This window comes from Methanosarcina mangrovi (assembly GCF_052057765.1).
Classification (GTDB): domain Archaea; phylum Halobacteriota; class Methanosarcinia; order Methanosarcinales; family Methanosarcinaceae; genus Methanosarcina.
Map to the genome: position 1 here is coordinate 4,011,439 of NZ_CP195120.1, position 16,746 is coordinate 4,028,184.

A 16,746-nucleotide genomic window follows, 5' to 3' on the forward strand; every position below is an offset into this window, starting at 1 on the left:
CAGCATAATTCGAAGCCAGGCAACTTAATGGAATCGACTACCATCGAATCCGGGGAACCCTGAGCTGCAAATTTACCCGTTGCTGTGACGAACGCATCCTGAAGATAAGTGAGGACGATCTTGAAGATATCTACTCATTCCAGTGCTTTTGTCCATATGGACTACTCTTCAAGGGTGGCAACTGCGAGAATGATGTGGCTGCTAAATTCGAACATAGTTAAGGTGCGAACCCGGATATGCTTAATTGCACCAGGTCACGGATATTCGCAAATTTAATAAAACTTGCTGGATATGCGCTTCACCAGGGGGCAGAATACTTAAAAGCCCTGTCTATAATCTATCTGTTAACGCGGGGAAAATGATGTTGAGGGTATGCTCGTAATTGACGTAATTCGAGACCTCACCAGTATGCAGGCCAGGCCTTATTCGAGGATTTATCGTAGGAGAACAGGCTAAGCATCCAGGGCTCTCATGTGATTGTTATGAAAGAGTAAATTCACTTTTTAAATTGTATATTAGAGAAGAGGTGATCAATTGACTACTTCCGGTTGTGATAAAAACATAACTGTTGGCGTGATTGGTTTAGGGATTATGGGGAGTTCTTTTGCTTCCAATCTTCTCTCACGAGGTTACAATGTTCACGTCTACAACAGGACTAAGGAAAAAGCTCAACCACTTATCGAAAGAGGGGCCACTTTCCATTCCACACCACGCGAACTTGCTTCGGTGGCAGACATTATTATGACATCGCTGACTGATGAAGCCGCTGTTAACAGTGTAGCCTTTGGCGAAGATGGACTTCTCAACGGAGCGAAGAAGGGTTGTTTATGGATTGACCTGAGTACAATAGACCCTTCGTCATCAGTCAAACATGCCGAAGCAGCAAAAAAGGCAGGCCTGGAAAGACTTGACACTCCCGTGGTGGGAAGCAAGGACCTGGCTTCAAAAGGAGAGCTTATAATTCTGGTTGGGGGAAGCCAGGAAGTACTCCGGAAGCATGAGAAATTTCTCAACGAACTGGGAAAAAGTGTAATATACTTAGGAGCAGACGGCAACGGTCATAAAATGAAGCTGGCAATAAACCTGCATCTGGGGCTTCTTGCAGAGTCGTTCTCTGAAGCTCTGGTATTCTCGCAAAAGCTTGGGTTCGATGCCAAAACTTTCGTTGAGACTATTAACAATACTCCAATCAGGAACTATATTTCCCAGGGCAAGGGACCAAAGATCGTAAAAGGCAATTTCGAACCGGCTTTCTCACTAAATAATTTAGCCAAAGACCTGAGGCTTGTAAATGAACAGATAACTAAAACCGGGGCTATATTGCCGATGACAAAGGTGTCCATCGAGGAATACTCCAGAGCGGTACAGAATGGTGAAGGGCAAAAAGACTTCAGTGTGATTGCACTGGAAATCCAGCGTAAAAACGGAGTAACTTAAGCAATAAGGACCAAATGGAATTCAGGCATTGAGAATGCAAAACAAAGAAAGCAGATGCTCTATCCTGACTTTGACAGTCAAATAAAGTCAGATAGAAACAAATACTATTTGTTTCGTGATATTCGGTCAAACGAATATAGACACAAAGCAAATGGCATATCCTGTAATTCCTGAAAGGCATTGTTCCTATCGGATTATGTGTTCCTATCGGGTCGATTCATGCTGTCCAATTCTTTTACGAAAAACTTATAGTTTCACATAATTTAGCATGAAACATGATTTATTTAGGCTATTAGAGAATGTAAGTTTTGAATCAAAAAGTGGAAAGCCGCCGGAGGGATTTGAACCCTCGGCCTGCTGATTACGAATCAGCCGCTATACCGCTAAGCCACGACGGCACATAGATTTGAGAATAAGCAGACTTAAAAGAGCGAATAAGAATTTAACTATTTCGCTCGTAAGATTTATCTCTTTCCTGCAAAAAGAAAAATTATAGACAGAAAAACAAAAGCTGTCAGTTACTTTTACTCTTTCATTTTGTTTTTTGCTGAATGTAGATTATCATTTTCCTCCTTTCTTAAAGTACCTGAGGTAGAACCAGATAAATAGGAGAACAATCAAAATTGAGAAACCTATCATAAAGTAGGCAAATGTGGACATATGAAACCAGCTCCTTACCAAACTATAATAAACTGTAATTAAACGGTTTAAGCGTCTTTTGGTCTCAACATCATAATCCCGGGATCATGAATTCAATACATAGGTCTTTTACCGAAATTGACCTGCAAAGGTTTAAACATTTCTTTTATACAGGCACCTGAATTCCCGGTCCTGCAATTCCTTCTTAATCACCTGCAAAGGAGTTTTTTATTTTTATCGGTGCGCCCCCTGTTGCCAGCATGAGCATCGGCTCACAGAAAGCATATTATATTCCGAATCTTGCCAGGAGCTGGCAGGGGACGGAAATCTCAAATTACCCTTGCTTCGATGCATATATTATACTGGTAAGGGGCATATGAACGGACTACCCTTTTTTCCAGGATTTCAATCTTTCGTCCTGCATTTTCCGCAGCTTTTCGGATAAACCCGACGGAACTTTCAAACAGATCGGCTTCAGGAGTTATTCCGTAATAATAGATCACCCCTCCCGGTTTTGTAAGGAGGACAGCGGAGTCAAGGAACTCATGGGCGCTGTGGGGAAGGTTCATGATCACATGGTCGGCAGTTCCTGCAAACCTTTTTGCTTCTTCCCGGGCATCGCCTTCGATTGCTTCGATGTTTTTTACGGAATTCAGGCTTATATTTTCTTTAAGATAGTGGACCGCATCCGGGTTTTTATCGATTGCTATAACCTTTGAAGGCTTTTTGCTCTTTGCAAGCAGGATGCTGTAAGGGCCGACTCCGGCAAACATATCGACAACGGTATCACCTTCCTGGACCCGGGAGAGGATTCTTGAACGTTCTGTAGAAAGGCGGGGAGTAAAATAAGCCCTTGAAAGGTCTACTTTGTAGCGGCAGCCGTACTCCCTGTGGACTGTTTCGGTCCTGCGTTCGCCTGCGATTACCTCAAATTCCCTGATCCTGAACTCCCCTATAACCGGAGTAAGGGGCTTGACCACTGTTTTTATGTTTGGCTGGGTCCGGAGAAGGGCGGCGGCAATTTTTAAAGCTTTTTGGGAATCAAGATCCGGGTCTTCCAGGAGCGCAATATCCCCGATTAGCTCATAAGCAGGATTGAAACCGAGGAGGTCTCCATGAGTGGGTTTTCTCTCCTGAGGCTCAAAATCAAACTCAGCAAGTTCGGCTTCTTCAGGAAGATCTGCCAGTTCATGCGAAAGAGGTTCTCTGGAAAGGGGAAGATAAAGAAAAGTTTCATCCGAACCTATCTTCACGGAATTATCAAGGATTTCAAAATCAAGGAGTACCCTTCTTGCAGATTCTCCTTTCTTTTTGGGAATTTTTATGCATTGCCGCTTCATAGAGCTCCTACCTTCTGAAACCCTAAAGATATCCTTTTGTTATTAAGTTTTCTCAATTCGAAATTGAGCCGGAGACTTAGTTAGAAATTTTGCTATAAAGACATATTTATATATTGAACCATGTAAAATAGGAATAATTGAAAAATGTTAAAATGGAAAGGAAGGGGTAATCTGGTACTTGAAACGATCATATATAACCTGAGGACGATATCATTCGGGCTGCAAATAGGGGTTTTACTGATATTTTTGCTAAGCCTGATAGTATTAAAAAAGAAATCAAAAAAAGGAAGCATAAAAAGACATGGAAAGCTAACAACCGGAGGGTATGCCCTTGCCGTATTATCGGTCCTTTTTATGCTTTATTCGGCTTACAACCTGGCAATTACCGGAAGGGCTCCTTCATTCATATTTACTCACGGCCTTTTGGGAGCCATATCCCTGGCTTTTGGCTTTATTTTCGTTATTAACAGATGGAGATGGAAAACTCGCAGAAATATGAGAATATTGCTGGCTTTATGGGTGTTCACTTTCAGTGGAGGGGTATTGATCTATCTGACCTTTATTGGAAAACTCTGAGGAGAAATATTGAAGAAAAAATAAAAAAGAATTCCCTGGAAATAAGAAAAACAAAGGTCTTACCTCACGACAGCTGAATGGGATTATTATAGTTAAGCATGAAATAAAGCCCGAAAATCACCAAAAACCCTCCGCAGGCGTAAAGGATTATTTCATGAGTACGCCTGGAGAACAGGGCTTTTCCCCGGCTGAACGACCCGGATACGGCAGTGAACCAGCTAAGGTCTGCTGCCCAGTGCCCCAGGAGATAGGCTATTGAGATGAAAACTCCAAGCTCATGCTCCCTCAGCACAAGCGCACTGCCTGCAGTCAGCCACCAGATCCAGAAATATGGGTTTGAAACCGAGGTGACCAGGCCCAGTGCTACGGGATTTGAAGTCAGTTTAAAGCCTGAAGTTTCCGGAGAAGCTCCTGCAGAAGCCACAGTTTTTGCATCTCTTACCGTGAACAGTCCGAAGGTCACAAGTGCAAGTCCGCCAATAACGGAAATCGCTGAGATCGTGCCGCTGCCGACAAGTGAAGCAGCTCCAAAGAGAATAAGCACGGAAAGTACAAGCTCAACCAGCACATGCCCGAAAACAACTTTCGGACCTGCAAGCCAGCCTTTTTTGAGAGAAAGCTCTATGGTTGCAAAAAGCATAGGTCCCGGGACCAAGGCACCTGTAAGCCCGATAGTGAAGCCCAAGAGAAGGGCTTTGAAAGTCTCAATTGTTAGCATTCTCGACCTGCGAACCAATTATAAATCCGTACTTCTAAATATGAAACGTGAAACACGGTCTGAAAAAGAATATATGCACAGCTAGAAGGCCCCCGATCCGGGAAAACATAAGCAGAAAAAAGAGGGCACGTTTATACCCTCCCTAACAGAAAACTTGAATCAGGCTGGCTGAAAAAAAGAAGAAGCGTTTAGAGAAGCATTTAGAGGATAATCTCGATATCCAGTTCTTCTGCAAGCTCCTTATACCTGTTCCTGATGGTAACTTCCGTAACCCCGGCAACATCTGCAACTTCCCGCTGAGTTCTCCGCTCCCCGCAGAGAATCGATGCAATGTAAATTGCAGCTGCAGCAACTCCTGTCGGACCTCTTCCGCTTGTGAGTTCTTTTTCTGATGCCTGCCTGAGGATCTCAACACTTTTTGACTGAACCTCTCCTTTCAAGTTAAGCCCGGAGCAGAACCTCGGGACGTAGTCGATCGGGGAAGTTGGCATGAGTTTCAAGGCAAGTTCTCTGGAAATGAAACGATAAGTCCTTCCGATTTCTTTCCTGCTGACTCTCGAAACCTCTTCAATTTCATCAAGAGTCCTCGGGACACTGCACTGGCGACAGGCAGCATAGAGAGCAGCTGCGGCTACACCTTCAATACTGCGCCCGCGGATAAGGTTCTTGTCCACAGCTTTTCTGTAGACGACCGCGGCGGTTTCCCTGACGGTCCTCGGAAGACCCAGAGCAGAAGCCATTCTGTCCAGTTCGGAAAGGGCAAAAGCCAGGTTTCTTTCAGTTGCGTTGCTTACACGAATTCTACGCTGCCATTTCCTTAAACGATAAAGCTGAGCACGATTTTTGGAGGAGATAGACTTTCCGTAGGAATCACGGTTCCTCCAGTCAATCATTGTGGAAAGCCCTTTATCGTGGATTGTATATGTCATGGGCGCACCCACACGGGAACGCTTCATGCGCTGATCGTGATCGAAAGCTCGCCATTCCGGCCCTTCATCCACAAAGTCGGCATCAATGACAAGTCCGCAGTCCCCACACACGAGCTCAGCTCTCTCGTAATCGTGAACAAGGTTCCTGCTACCGCATTCTGGACACACGGCCTTTTCGTTTTCAAAACTTTGCTCTTTTTGTTTTTCTTTGCGAGCTTTGATCATGGCACGTATTTTTTCCCTTTCAAGAGTGTCCGAATAGCGAACTCTTTCGACTTCTACCATATTATATCACCTTACAAATTAACATGACTATGTTTATGATTCCCTGCAATCTCAAGTCTGCACAATATAAATGACAGTATATATATAAAAGAAGGGACAAGAAAACTTGCGGCTATAACTAGCAAAAAGCATATAAACCAGTTAAAGTTAAACCATAACAAAGGATTAAAACCTTCATCGAATGTCAGATATCTCACCGAATATAGACTCTTTCATTGACGAGAGCCCGAGTTTCCGAATCGGGAATTCGCTTAAAGCCCTTCACTAAAAAATATGGATGGTTCACAGGTCCAAAGACACTGGCAATTGTACCAATCCGGTTCAGGGCCTTGTCAACAACAATCGAATTTAACTTAGGAAGACTGCCTGAGACGTTATCGGGTCTTACCTCATCCCCTCTAATTATCAGGTTTCTATTACCTGACCTGTGCAGCACGGTACCGAGTCGTTTCATATCAGCCACGAATAGTTATGCCTCTATGCGCAGGGCAGAATACCCCGGCTTCGAGTGGATTTAACCGTCAGTCCCAATAAGAATATATATCATAGACTGAAAAGCATATGTAGTCTACGCTTATTATATATAAAGATATCGCAAGACCTATATTATACGTTAAATTCAATTAAGTTAATACAGTAAAGTATAAAATACAGGAGGGGGGAATCCACAAGCTTATATATTAAATGGACATTGTTGGCAACAACCAGACCATAGGTCTGGGGAATATCCAGACTCTAACTCCGATTAATGATCTCGTTCCAGGGAGGAGAATCATTGTCCAAGTTCGTATATTTTTTTGGAAAGGATGTAACTGATGGCAAAAGTAGTATGAAAGACCTGCTTGGAGGTAAGGGTGCAAACCTTGCCGAGATGGCAAATCTTGGAGTTCCCGTACCACCAGGTTTTACGATAACAACCGAAGTCTGTGTACTTTATCTAAAGGAGAAAAAATATTCGGAAGAAGTGCTCAGCCAGGTAAAAGAAGCAATCGATAAGCTAGAAGCCTTAAACGGCAAAAAGCTGGGGGATCCCGAAGATCCGTTGCTGGTCTCAGTAAGATCCGGAGCCAGGGTGTCCATGCCGGGAATGATGGACACAGTTCTGAATCTTGGACTAACGGATAAATCCGTTATCGGGCTCGCAAATAAAGTCAATGACGAAAGATTCGCTTACGACTGCTACCGAAGATTTATTGCCATGTTTGGGGACGTGGTGCTTGGGGTTGAATTCAGAAAATTCGATTCCTTGATTGAGGACAAGAAAAAGGAACTGGGAGTAAAATCCGATACTGACCTCAATTCAAAAGCATTAAAAGACTTGGCAGAGAGATTTAAGGAAGTAATCAAACTCGAAAAAGGATTTGAGTTTCCTCAGGACCCTAAAGTTCAACTTCAGATGGCAATTGACGCTGTTTTTGATTCATGGAATAACCAGAGAGCCATTACCTACAGGAAGCTTAACAATATTGATGATAGCTGGGGCACAGCTGTTAATGTGCAGACCATGGTCTACGGGAACAGAGGAAATACCTCAGGTACGGGCGTTGCTTTTACCAGGAACCCGTCTACAGGTGAAAAGAAGTTCTTCGGAGAATACCTCATCAATGCCCAGGGCGAAGATGTGGTTGCAGGGATAAGGACCCCGGACTATATTGATACTCTCGGAGACAAAATCCCGGAAGCTTATGCTCAGCTTGTGGATATCTGCCAGAAACTTGAAGCCCACTTCAAGGATATGCAGGACATTGAGTTTACCATTCAGGAAGGAAAACTCTACATGCTTCAGACCAGGACCGGAAAGCGCACAGCTGCTGCAGCCGTTAAGATCGCAACCGACATGGTCGAAGAAGGGCTCATAGACAAGGAAACTGCCGTAAACAGAGTTAACGCCGAACATATCGACCTGCTTCTGCACCCGAGAATCGACCCTGAAGCAAAACTTGAAATAATTGCAACAGGGCTTCCCGCGTCCCCCGGAGCGGCTGTCGGAAAGGTAGTCTTTACTGCCGAAGCTGCTGAAGAGATGGCAGAAATAGGCGAAAAGACAATTCTTGTCCGCACCGAGACATCTCCTGAAGATATAGGAGGCATGGCTGCAGCACAGGGAGTCCTTACCGTGCGCGGAGGGATGACTTCTCATGCAGCAGTCGTTGGAAGGGGCATGGGTAAGCCCTGCGTCGTTGGCTGCGGAGAAATTTCAATAGATATTAAGAGCTTACTCTTCATGGTAAACGGCTTCACCATCAAAGAGCACGACTATATCACGATTGATGGAAGTATCGGAAGCGTCATTCTCGGGAAAACAGACCTGATTGACGCCGAGATAAATGAGGACCTTAAAAAGCTCCTTACCTGGGCTGACGAGATCAGAACTCTCGGAGTAAGGACAAATGCCGACAACCCGGCTGATGCTGCCCTTGCCCGCGAACTCGGGGCAGAAGGTATAGGGCTTTGCAGGACAGAGCACATGTTCTTCGGAGAAGACAGGATCCCTGCAGTAAGGGAAATGATCATGGCCGAAGACGAAAAGTCCAGGAAAAAAGCCCTGAAGAGACTGCTCCCCATGCAGAAAGAAGACTTCCTCGGAATCTTCCGTAGCATGGAAGGCCTGCCTGTAACCATAAGGCTCCTTGACCCACCTCTGCACGAGTTCCTTCCGGATAAAGAAGAACTCGATGAGAAGCTCAGGGAACTTGAAACCTCCGGAGACTGCGGAAAGATCGAGGACGTTAAGAAAGTTATCCAGCGTGTAGTTTCCCTTAAGGAACTCAACCCCATGCTCGGGCACAGGGGCTGCAGGCTCGGGATCACTTACCCTGAGATCTACAACATGCAGGTTCGTGCAATCATGGAGGCTGCCTGTGAACTTACAGCCGAAGGACTGGAAGTAGTCCCTGAAATCATGATTCCGCTCGTGGGCCTTGTAAAAGAGCTCTCCCTCACCAAAGAGGAAGTCTGCAAGACGGCAGAGACAGTAATGAATGAAAAAGGCATGAAGATCGACTACAAGGTAGGAACTATGATCGAACTGCCCAGAGCTACAATCGTCGCAGACCAGATCGCACGGGAAGCTGACTTTTTCTCCTTCGGGACAAATGACCTGACCCAGACAACCTTCGGGTTCAGCAGGGACGACGTATCCAAATTCGTGCCCATCTACCAGAAGGCAGGCATCCTTGAACACGACCCCTTCGCAGTTCTGGATCAGGAAGGCGTTGGCGAGCTCATGAAGATCGGTATACAGAAGGGACGCTCTGTCAAACCCAAACTCAAGATGGGGATCTGTGGAGAACACGGCGGGGAGCCGAGATCCATCGCCTTCGCTCATGAGATAGGTATTGATTATGTGAGCTGCTCCCCCTACAGAGTCCCGATCGCAAGGCTTGTAGCTGCGCAGAGCACGATGGAAATGAGAAAAACAAAATAAAAAATTTAAAACCCCGGCAGGACGTGATCCTGCCTCCAATACTTTTTTTTAAAGTAACTTTAAGGAGCGGAGCTGCTAATCCCGCCCAGCTCATTGCAGGATGCATCGGGATGCATCGGGACTAAGATGAATTATTTATACGAATTTGCCCTGCTGCAATAATTCTCAAAAACCAGAAATCAAAAATTCAAAAAAAAATCGAAAATCCAAAAAAAATCGAAAATCCAAAAAAAATCGAAAATCCAAAAAAAGAGATTCGAATTGCAGCAGGATCTGCCGCAACCCTTCGAGAAAAATAAATCTTTGAAACTTCAGTATTCCCTTGCAATCATATAATCGGCAATCTGGAGGAGAAGGGTTTTTTCAGGACAGTCTCTGAGGACATCCAGTTTTGCTTTTCCCTGATTGATGTATGAGATTGCAAGATTTTTCACGTAATCGATGGACCCGCATTCGGTCAGAGTCAGGACGGCAGCTTCGGTTTCTTCGAGGGTGGCTTCTCCTTTTCCGAAGAGGTCCAGTTTTACGCCTTTGTCGAAAGCGTCAATGACAATGAGGGTATACTTTCCTTCCATTAGGTCGCTGCCTCTAACCTTTCCGAGCACTTCTTCGGGAGTTATCATATCAAGGACGTCGTCGTACATCTGGAAACCGATTCCTATAAGGCGCCCATATTCGGATAGGGCTTCGGCAACCTCATCCGAGGCTCCTCCGAGAAGAGCTCCGATCTTGGCTGCGGCTGCATAAAGGACGGAAGTCTTCTTTTCCACCATCTCAATATACTCGAGTTCCGTGACCCTGCCCCTTTTTTCGAAGTCCATATCAAGCCACTGGCCTTCGCAGATTTCGGTACAGGTCTTTGAGAGGACATCCATACATTTTAAAATCCTTGCAGGGTCATTTTCAACCTTTGACAGGATCTCGAAAGCTTTGGAGTAGAGGGTATCTCCGGCAAGGATAGCTCCGGCTTCACCCCATTTAACATGGACTGCGGGCATTCCCCTGCGGATGTCGTCCTTATCCATAATATCATCATGGATAAGGGTGAAATTATGTACAAGCTCTACCGCCACGGCTGCAGGCAAAACGGATTTGAGATCGGAGCCGACAGCCTCTGCTGCCAGGATAAGGACTGCCGGACGAAGGCGCTTTCCGCCGGCGTCCACGAGATAACGGGAAGCTTTGTACAGCTCCTCGGGATGGACTACTGGAAGCAATTCGTCAATCGCAGCATCAACATGGGAACTTCTTTTTTTGATCTCATCAATAAGCATCATAGGCATCACGAGAGTACGGGGGTTTTTCATTATAGAGTTACTCTTCTATATATAACACTTCGCCGTTTCTGAGAAGGTGGACAGTATCTCCGAGGACATAACCCGCGTCTTCCGCCATCTCGATGTAGTGCCCGTGCATTTCCATATCCCCATGGGCAGGAATTACATGTTCGGGATTCACCATGCGCAGAAGCTCCCAGTGGTCTTCCCTGTATGCATGCCCTGACACGTGAACGTTGTCATAGATCCGACCGCCCTTCATCTTAAGCTTGGTCTCAAGAGCATAGCGGTTTGCCTGAGTCATCGGGCTCGGGATTACGTTTGCAGAGAAAATGATCCTGTCCCCGGGTTCGATTGTGTAAGGCGTCTCCCCGTTTGCAACCCGCACGAGGATGGAGCCCGGCTCTCCCTGGTGTCCCGTAACAATAGGCAGATACTTGTTCTTGCCGTCCTGCATGATGCGCTTGAACGCCCTGTCTATATCTTTTCTCATGCCGTAAATCTCCACATTGGAGGGGAGTTCAAGGTAGCCCAGATCCCTGGCAGCACCCACGTAACGTTCCATTGAGCGTCCCATAAGCACCGGAATTCTGCCCATTTCTTCAGCAGCCTCGATAATCGCTTTGAGCCTGGAAATATGAGAGGCAAAGGTCGTAATGATCATCCCGACATCGGACTCTTCTGTTCCGAGCAGTACATCCCTGACCATATCCTTTGCAATCTGTTCCGAGGGGGTCTTTCCTGAGCGCCCGGCGTTCGTGCTTTCGGTGATCATTGCAATAACCCCTTCCTTTCCGAGGGATTTGAAGCGCTCAAAGTCAGGAGCCTCACCCATTGTCGGAGTCCTGTCGAGCTTGAAGTCGCAGGCATAAAGGATCGCTCCTGCGGGAGTGTGCACGGCTGCAAGTACACAGTCGATAATACTGTGCTGGACCCGGATGAATTCTATGGAAATGTCTTCAGTAACCTGGTAGGTCCCGCCTGCCTGCAAAGGAATAACCCTGTTACAGACCTCAAACTTGCGCTCGGACTCTATCTGCTGTTTGATAATCGCAGCGGTATAGGGGGTGGCAAGTATGGGAGCATTGTACCTGTGGGCAAGCTTCGGGATTGCGCCTATGTGGTCAAGGTGTCCGTGGGTACATACAATTGCCCTGACGGTCCCGTTAATTTCTTTCATAATAGTATCATCAGGAATTGCCCCCATCTCGATCAGTTCAAGAGAGTGCATCTTGTCGATTTCAACATCTTCATGAATTTGGACCCTGTCGAGCCTGAGCCCCATATCCAGAATGACAATATCTTCACCTATAATAACTGCAGTCATATTGCGGCCCATTTCATTGTAACCGCCGACTGCAACAATACCTATTTCAGTCATATTTTTAACCTCGTGTTTTACTTGTTAAATATTCTATCCTTGGGAAACCGAAACCCTAAAACCAAATCGGGAGACGGTATGAAATCAATGACCATGAATGTAAACGGGATAATGGAGAAGTATAGAATCATCTTCTTTAGAAAAGTCACTTCTAAAAGCTACTTCTTATACCCTTTAAGAAATCCTCTCTGGGATGAAAATGCACCAGGTTGCAGTTCCTGAAAGAAGAATACAACTTTAAATATATATTTGTTTCAGTATACAAATATTACAACCTGCAAGACTTCCGGAAACTACCTCTGATCCTGTTCTCATATAATACAGAATTTAGCAGGGCTTTCCGTCCATTGAGAGAATTCCAGATCCGGGCTTGACCTACAGGCACTTTCAGTATCCTTCCTCAGTCACAACTATTTCTCAAAAAGCCTGACTCCAAACATATTCCAGATTAAGGGTAAGCTTTTGCCGTGAAATGACTTTACTAACCTATTTCCTATATTCCGGTTACCTATTTTTCAGATTCCAGTAATTTGCCTTCAATGATACTTTTAATATTTCAATAGCTTATTTTCCATATTTTCAGGAATTTCCATATTTTCAGGAATTTCCATATTTTCAGGAATTTCCATATCTTCAGGAATTTCCATATTTTCAGGAATTTCCATATCTTCAGGAATTTCCATATCTTCAGGAATTTCCATATCTTCAGGAATTTCCATATTTCAATTGATTCAATATGGAAATCACTTCAATACCTGCCTTAATGACTTTTTTATGATTGATCCCTTATACCAGTCGATCTTACGAACAATTCCTGGTTTAATGAATTTGATAAGTGACTTTTACTTCAATAATTCCATAAAGACTTAAATGAATGATTTAAAGAAGTTGATTTCTTAAATCAAGATTTCGAAGAGCCAATTCTCGGAATTGGTCATGAGTTGATGAGTTTGAAGGGTGAATTATCAAGGGGAATTAACTCTTGACTTCAGGGTTACATTGAACTAACAGCTACTCTGCCAGTTTTTTACGTACATCTTTTACGAACTGGATTTGCTCTGTAAAGAACCTACCGCAATACTCGACCCTGTAAATTTCGGTTGGACTGCTTCCGATGTCCCTTAAACTGCTTCCAGTGTTTAAGATGAAATCAGGAAAACTTCCGGGATTCCCATGCAGTCTTAATAAACGGCATTCTTTTACTCTTCCGGCATACCTAAAGGGAAACAAGGATAACTACTTTTTCCCTAATAAAGAATTCAGAGAGATAACTATTTTTCAGATTAATATTTACGAGCGTTAACTATTTTCTTTCGAGACATTACTTCCGTCCTACGTATAAACATTGTCATGGAATAAATCTGTAATCGAATAAATCTGTAATCGAATAAATCTGTAATCGAATAAATCTGTAATCGAATAAATCTGTAATCGAATAAATCTGTAATCGAATAAATCTGTAATCGAATAAATCTGTAATCAATAAATCTGTAATCAATAAATCTGTAATCGAATAAATCTGTAAAGGGTTATGCAGGTACTTGAAACATAGAAGGAGGAGATGAAGGAATAATTAAAATCTCTCTTCCTTTGATTAAAGCGCATTTTTGGGCAGAGAATAGTCTTTTATGTTAAAACCGCGCTGCTCAAGATATTCGAGTGTCCATCCTGTGACAACAACAGGGGCATTACGCAGAGCCCGGATGTTTGCACAGCCACAAAGAAACATTGCAGTCCTGAACTCATCCAGCATGCGGGAGAGGACGCTGACAACCGATTCTTTTCCTTCAAGGGAAGGCCTCACAAAGGGCAGGGCTGCGCTCGCCGCATTGGCTCCGAGAGCGATGGATTTCGCAATATCAAACCCTGTCCTGACCCCACCTGTTGCTATTATCGGAAGGGAAACTCTGGATTCTATTAAGCTTGCAACAGTAGGAATTCCAAAGTCCCAGAAAAGTTCCCCGAGGCGTTCAGAGCCTGAGTCGCTTCTTTCTTTTGCCCTGTAGACTTCAACTCCTGCCCAGCTTGTGCCCCCTGCGCCTCCGACATCAATTGCAGAGACTCCGGCTTTCTGAAGGAGAAGAGCATCTTCTCTGGAAATGCCTGCCCCCGTTTCTTTTGCAATCACGGGTATTCTGACCATAGAACATATTTCAGTAATCATATCCAGGCAGCCGGTAGCATCCCTGTCCCCTTCGGGCTGTATGGCTTCCTGTAAAAAATTCAGGTGAATGGCAAGGGCATCGGCATCGATCATTTCAATGAGTTTTTCTACCCCTTCAACCCCGTACTGACGGATCTGGGCAGCCCCGACATTTCCATAGACAAAAGCATTCGGAGCCTCATCCCTGACAACCCTGAAAGAATCTTCCTGGGCGGGGTCATCGATTGCAGCTCTCTGGCTGCCAACACCGATTCCAACTCCCAGCTCTTCAGCTGCAGCCGCAAGTGCGGCATTTACAGGGATGGTATCAGGGTGCCCTCCTGTAATGGATGCAATCAAAAAGGGGGCTTGCATCCCTTTTCCAAGGAAGTCCACAGAAAGGTCGAGCTCATCCATGTTTAATTCGGGAAGCGCCCTGTGAATCAGGGTCACATCCTCAAAACCTGCACTGACTCCCCTGGATTCAACCGGGCTTTCCGCACAGAGCTTCAGGTGTTCTATCTTTCGCCTTGAGGTAGTATTGATCATGCTTCATACCCTTTTATCCGGACTGATCCTGGTCCCTATGGATTCCCCATTTAAGAACCTGCGAATGTTATCCGCTTTTCCTGCATTGAATATATAGGAAGTGATACTAGAATTTTTGCTAAGTTCCAGGAGTTCCAGAACCTTCCCGAGCATTCCGCCCGTAACATCCGTACTCCCCGAACCCCCGATGCATTGCCGAAATTCTTCAAAGTTTTCAGGGGTAATCTCAGACACCGGTTTTCCATCCTTATCAAGCACCCCATCCTCAGCAGAGCCCAGCCCGAGCCGTGTGATCCCGAGTTCCTTTGCCAGATAGGGAACAATCTGGTCGCCCGAAAGGATGCAGGTCCCGAGTTCAAGGTCCATGACAACGTCTCCGTGCAGGACAGGGACAAAGCCTTTTTCGAGCATGAGTTTTATGCTTTCAAGGTACATGCTCTCTATCCTCCCGTTTCTGCAAACAGTACAGCCCATAGGATGCACGGCAATAGCCCGGACCCCGAAACCGTTCAGAGCTTCCACGACCCTTGAAGCGAGTTTCTTTACGGATTCATGCGTTACAATTGCCCCTTCAGGGTCAAAATTCCTGTCAAGCCCGTATTTTTTGGCATAGGTATGCCCGAAAGACCCGGCTCCGTGTACGACAATCATTTTTCCCCGGAAGCCAGAAACTTCCCGCGCAATCCTGAGAAGGGCAGCCTCTTTCACAACCCCTTCGTATGCGCCTTTATCGGTAATGGCGCTGCCTCCGAGTTTAAGGATTACAGGTTCGGTTGAAGCATTCATAATACCACTTGATGCCTTTTTTAAACGATTTTCAATAATAGTCAGGTAACACAATTTCCTTCATAATCTAAAGCGAAAAGATGAAAACCAAATCTAAAGGATGAAAAGCAACCCCCTCTGGAAAACCAAGGAGCTACTTCAGGCTCATTCAACCTTCAGCCCCTGTTCAGTGGGTCTTGTTATGGTGACCTTGCCTCCTGCTCTCGCAATTGCTTCAGCTACCTGTGCGGACTTTTGAGGGGCCGTAAGGGCAACCATGCAGCCTCCACCTCCGGCTCCCGTAATCTTTGCCCCGAAAGCTCCTGCTGCCCTTGCCGAATAGATTAAACTTGAAAGTTCAAGGATATTTACTCCGAGCGCATCAAGCAGACCCTGGTTCACATTCATTAGCCTGCCAATGGAAGCATAGTCCCCTGAAAGTACAAGGGATTCCCCGATCCGGGAGATTTTGCCGATTGACTCCATAAGAGGAACTATCAGTTCAGGGTAACTCTCGCGAAGCTGCCTGACATTTGCCACAAGCTCTTTTGTAGAAGAAAAGACTCCGGTATCTCCTATCACGATTCCGCAGTCGGGAGTTTTTAACATTCTCCGCTCCGGGATGGTAACAACCCCTCCGAAAGTAGAGACATAGGTATCGGTCGGGCTTGCCGCCCCCTGGACTTTTATCTCGATTTCATGCCCCAGTTTTGCAATCTCTTTAGAGGAGAGCCCGCAGCCAAAAAGCTCATTAAGAGCGCCTATACTTGCAATCGTTACCGCAGCAGACGACCCGAGCCCTGAACCCACAGGGATATCGGATTCAACCGTCAGAAAGACACCGTTTATGGGAGTAAACTCCCTCATTTTCTCAATAACTGCAGAAACATAAGGGTGTTTTTCAAAATCAAGCCCTGTTTTCCCTAGCTGTGACCGGATAACTATTGAGCTGTTTAACTCTGCCCGCACCCGGGTCCTCAACTCTACCGCACATGCTATCGCGGTTTCTCCGTAAACAACCGCATGTTCTCCGAAAAGATAGATTTTCCCGGGGGCAGAACACGAAATCATATTATTCCTCAAAAAATTTTCAAGTTTTGGTGAATTTGGGCATGTAAATTAATGAACCTTATCCTCGAGAAGGCTGACCATATGTAAAAGTAAAAAATCTATAAAAAAACTTACCCTGCCTGAACTTTATCCCGGGTGTTTTCTGTACTGGGTATTTTCCGCATAATCAAAAACGAGCTTATTTTATTGTCGTGAGACTTACTCTGCAA

General features: G+C 45.2%; 14 protein-coding genes and 1 tRNA gene. 4 read left to right on the forward strand and 11 right to left on the reverse strand.

All coding sequences use genetic code 11. The annotated features are described in order from the left end of the window. Positions 1-534 precede the first annotated feature (534 nt). Positions 535-1,437 carry an NAD(P)-dependent oxidoreductase gene (locus ACSAZL_RS17765; RefSeq protein ID WP_440945920.1) on the forward strand — a complete coding sequence of 301 codons (903 nt, stop codon included), beginning with the start codon at positions 535-537 and terminating at the stop codon, positions 1,435-1,437. A 326-nt stretch (positions 1,438-1,763) separates the two neighbouring features. Here the strand turns inward: ACSAZL_RS17765 and ACSAZL_RS17770 are convergent. Beyond that, positions 1,764-1,835: transfer RNA gene (locus ACSAZL_RS17770), tRNA-Thr, on the reverse strand. A gap of 570 nt (positions 1,836-2,405) precedes the next feature. Next, positions 2,406-3,416, reverse strand: coding sequence for a class I SAM-dependent methyltransferase (locus ACSAZL_RS17775; RefSeq protein WP_440945921.1), 1,011 nt, complete (start codon positions 3,414-3,416; stop codon positions 2,406-2,408). Between the two features lie 144 nt (positions 3,417-3,560). Between ACSAZL_RS17775 and ACSAZL_RS17780 the strand changes: the two genes are divergently transcribed. After that, positions 3,561-3,992, forward strand: a complete 432-nt coding sequence (locus ACSAZL_RS17780) for a hypothetical protein (protein WP_440945922.1) — start codon at positions 3,561-3,563, stop codon at positions 3,990-3,992. 64 nt (positions 3,993-4,056) lie between these two features. Here ACSAZL_RS17780 and ACSAZL_RS17785 read toward each other — a convergent pair whose 3' ends face one another. The 3 genes from ACSAZL_RS17785 to ACSAZL_RS17795 form a co-directional block, all read right to left on the reverse strand. Beyond that, a complete protein-coding gene (locus ACSAZL_RS17785; RefSeq protein ID WP_440945923.1) occupies positions 4,057-4,710 on the reverse strand; it encodes a LysE family transporter in 654 nt (217 codons plus the stop codon). Between the two features lie 200 nt (positions 4,711-4,910). Continuing rightward, positions 4,911-5,924: a transcription initiation factor IIB gene (locus ACSAZL_RS17790; RefSeq protein ID WP_011020659.1), complete on the reverse strand. Its 1,014-nt coding sequence runs from the start codon at positions 5,922-5,924 to the stop codon at positions 4,911-4,913. 193 nt (positions 5,925-6,117) lie between these two features. Beyond that, a complete protein-coding gene (locus ACSAZL_RS17795; RefSeq protein WP_440945924.1) occupies positions 6,118-6,378 on the reverse strand; it encodes an H/ACA ribonucleoprotein complex subunit GAR1 in 261 nt (86 codons plus the stop codon). 321 nt (positions 6,379-6,699) lie between these two features. On the opposite strand from ACSAZL_RS17795, the gene ppdK reads away from it, so the two are divergent. Then, entirely contained in the window at positions 6,700-9,351 is a 2,652-nt protein-coding gene (gene ppdK, locus ACSAZL_RS17800; RefSeq protein ID WP_440945925.1) for a pyruvate, phosphate dikinase, read from the forward strand. A 311-nt stretch (positions 9,352-9,662) separates the two neighbouring features. Here the strand turns inward: ppdK and ACSAZL_RS17805 are convergent, their stop codons facing one another. Continuing rightward, positions 9,663-10,628, reverse strand: a complete 966-nt coding sequence (locus tag ACSAZL_RS17805) for a polyprenyl synthetase family protein (protein ID WP_440948891.1) — start codon at positions 10,626-10,628, stop codon at positions 9,663-9,665. Positions 10,629-10,665: 37 nt separating this feature from the next. Then, complete coding sequence (locus ACSAZL_RS17810; protein ID WP_440945926.1) at positions 10,666-12,009, reverse strand: RNase J family beta-CASP ribonuclease; 1,344 nt, start codon at positions 12,007-12,009, stop codon at positions 10,666-10,668. 78 nt (positions 12,010-12,087) lie between these two features. On the opposite strand from ACSAZL_RS17810, the gene ACSAZL_RS17815 reads away from it, so the two are divergent. Continuing rightward, positions 12,088-12,231: a hypothetical protein gene (locus ACSAZL_RS17815; protein ID WP_440945927.1), complete on the forward strand. Its 144-nt coding sequence runs from the start codon at positions 12,088-12,090 to the stop codon at positions 12,229-12,231. A gap of 326 nt (positions 12,232-12,557) precedes the next feature. Here ACSAZL_RS17815 and ACSAZL_RS17820 read toward each other — a convergent pair whose 3' ends face one another. From ACSAZL_RS17820 to ACSAZL_RS17835, 4 genes are all read right to left on the reverse strand, one after another. Further along, positions 12,558-12,728, reverse strand: coding sequence for a hypothetical protein (locus tag ACSAZL_RS17820; protein WP_440945928.1), 171 nt, complete (start codon positions 12,726-12,728; stop codon positions 12,558-12,560). A gap of 875 nt (positions 12,729-13,603) precedes the next feature. Then, the gene (gene fni / locus ACSAZL_RS17825; RefSeq protein ID WP_440945929.1) at positions 13,604-14,701 is read right to left on the reverse strand and encodes a type 2 isopentenyl-diphosphate Delta-isomerase; all 1,098 of its coding nucleotides are present in this window, start codon (positions 14,699-14,701) and stop codon (positions 13,604-13,606) included. A 3-nt stretch (positions 14,702-14,704) separates the two neighbouring features. Then, a complete protein-coding gene (locus ACSAZL_RS17830) occupies positions 14,705-15,487 on the reverse strand; it encodes an isopentenyl phosphate kinase (RefSeq protein ID WP_440945930.1) in 783 nt (260 codons plus the stop codon). 144 nt (positions 15,488-15,631) lie between these two features. After that, a complete protein-coding gene (locus ACSAZL_RS17835; protein WP_440945931.1) occupies positions 15,632-16,537 on the reverse strand; it encodes a mevalonate kinase in 906 nt (301 codons plus the stop codon). Positions 16,538-16,746: the final 209 nt, after the last annotated feature.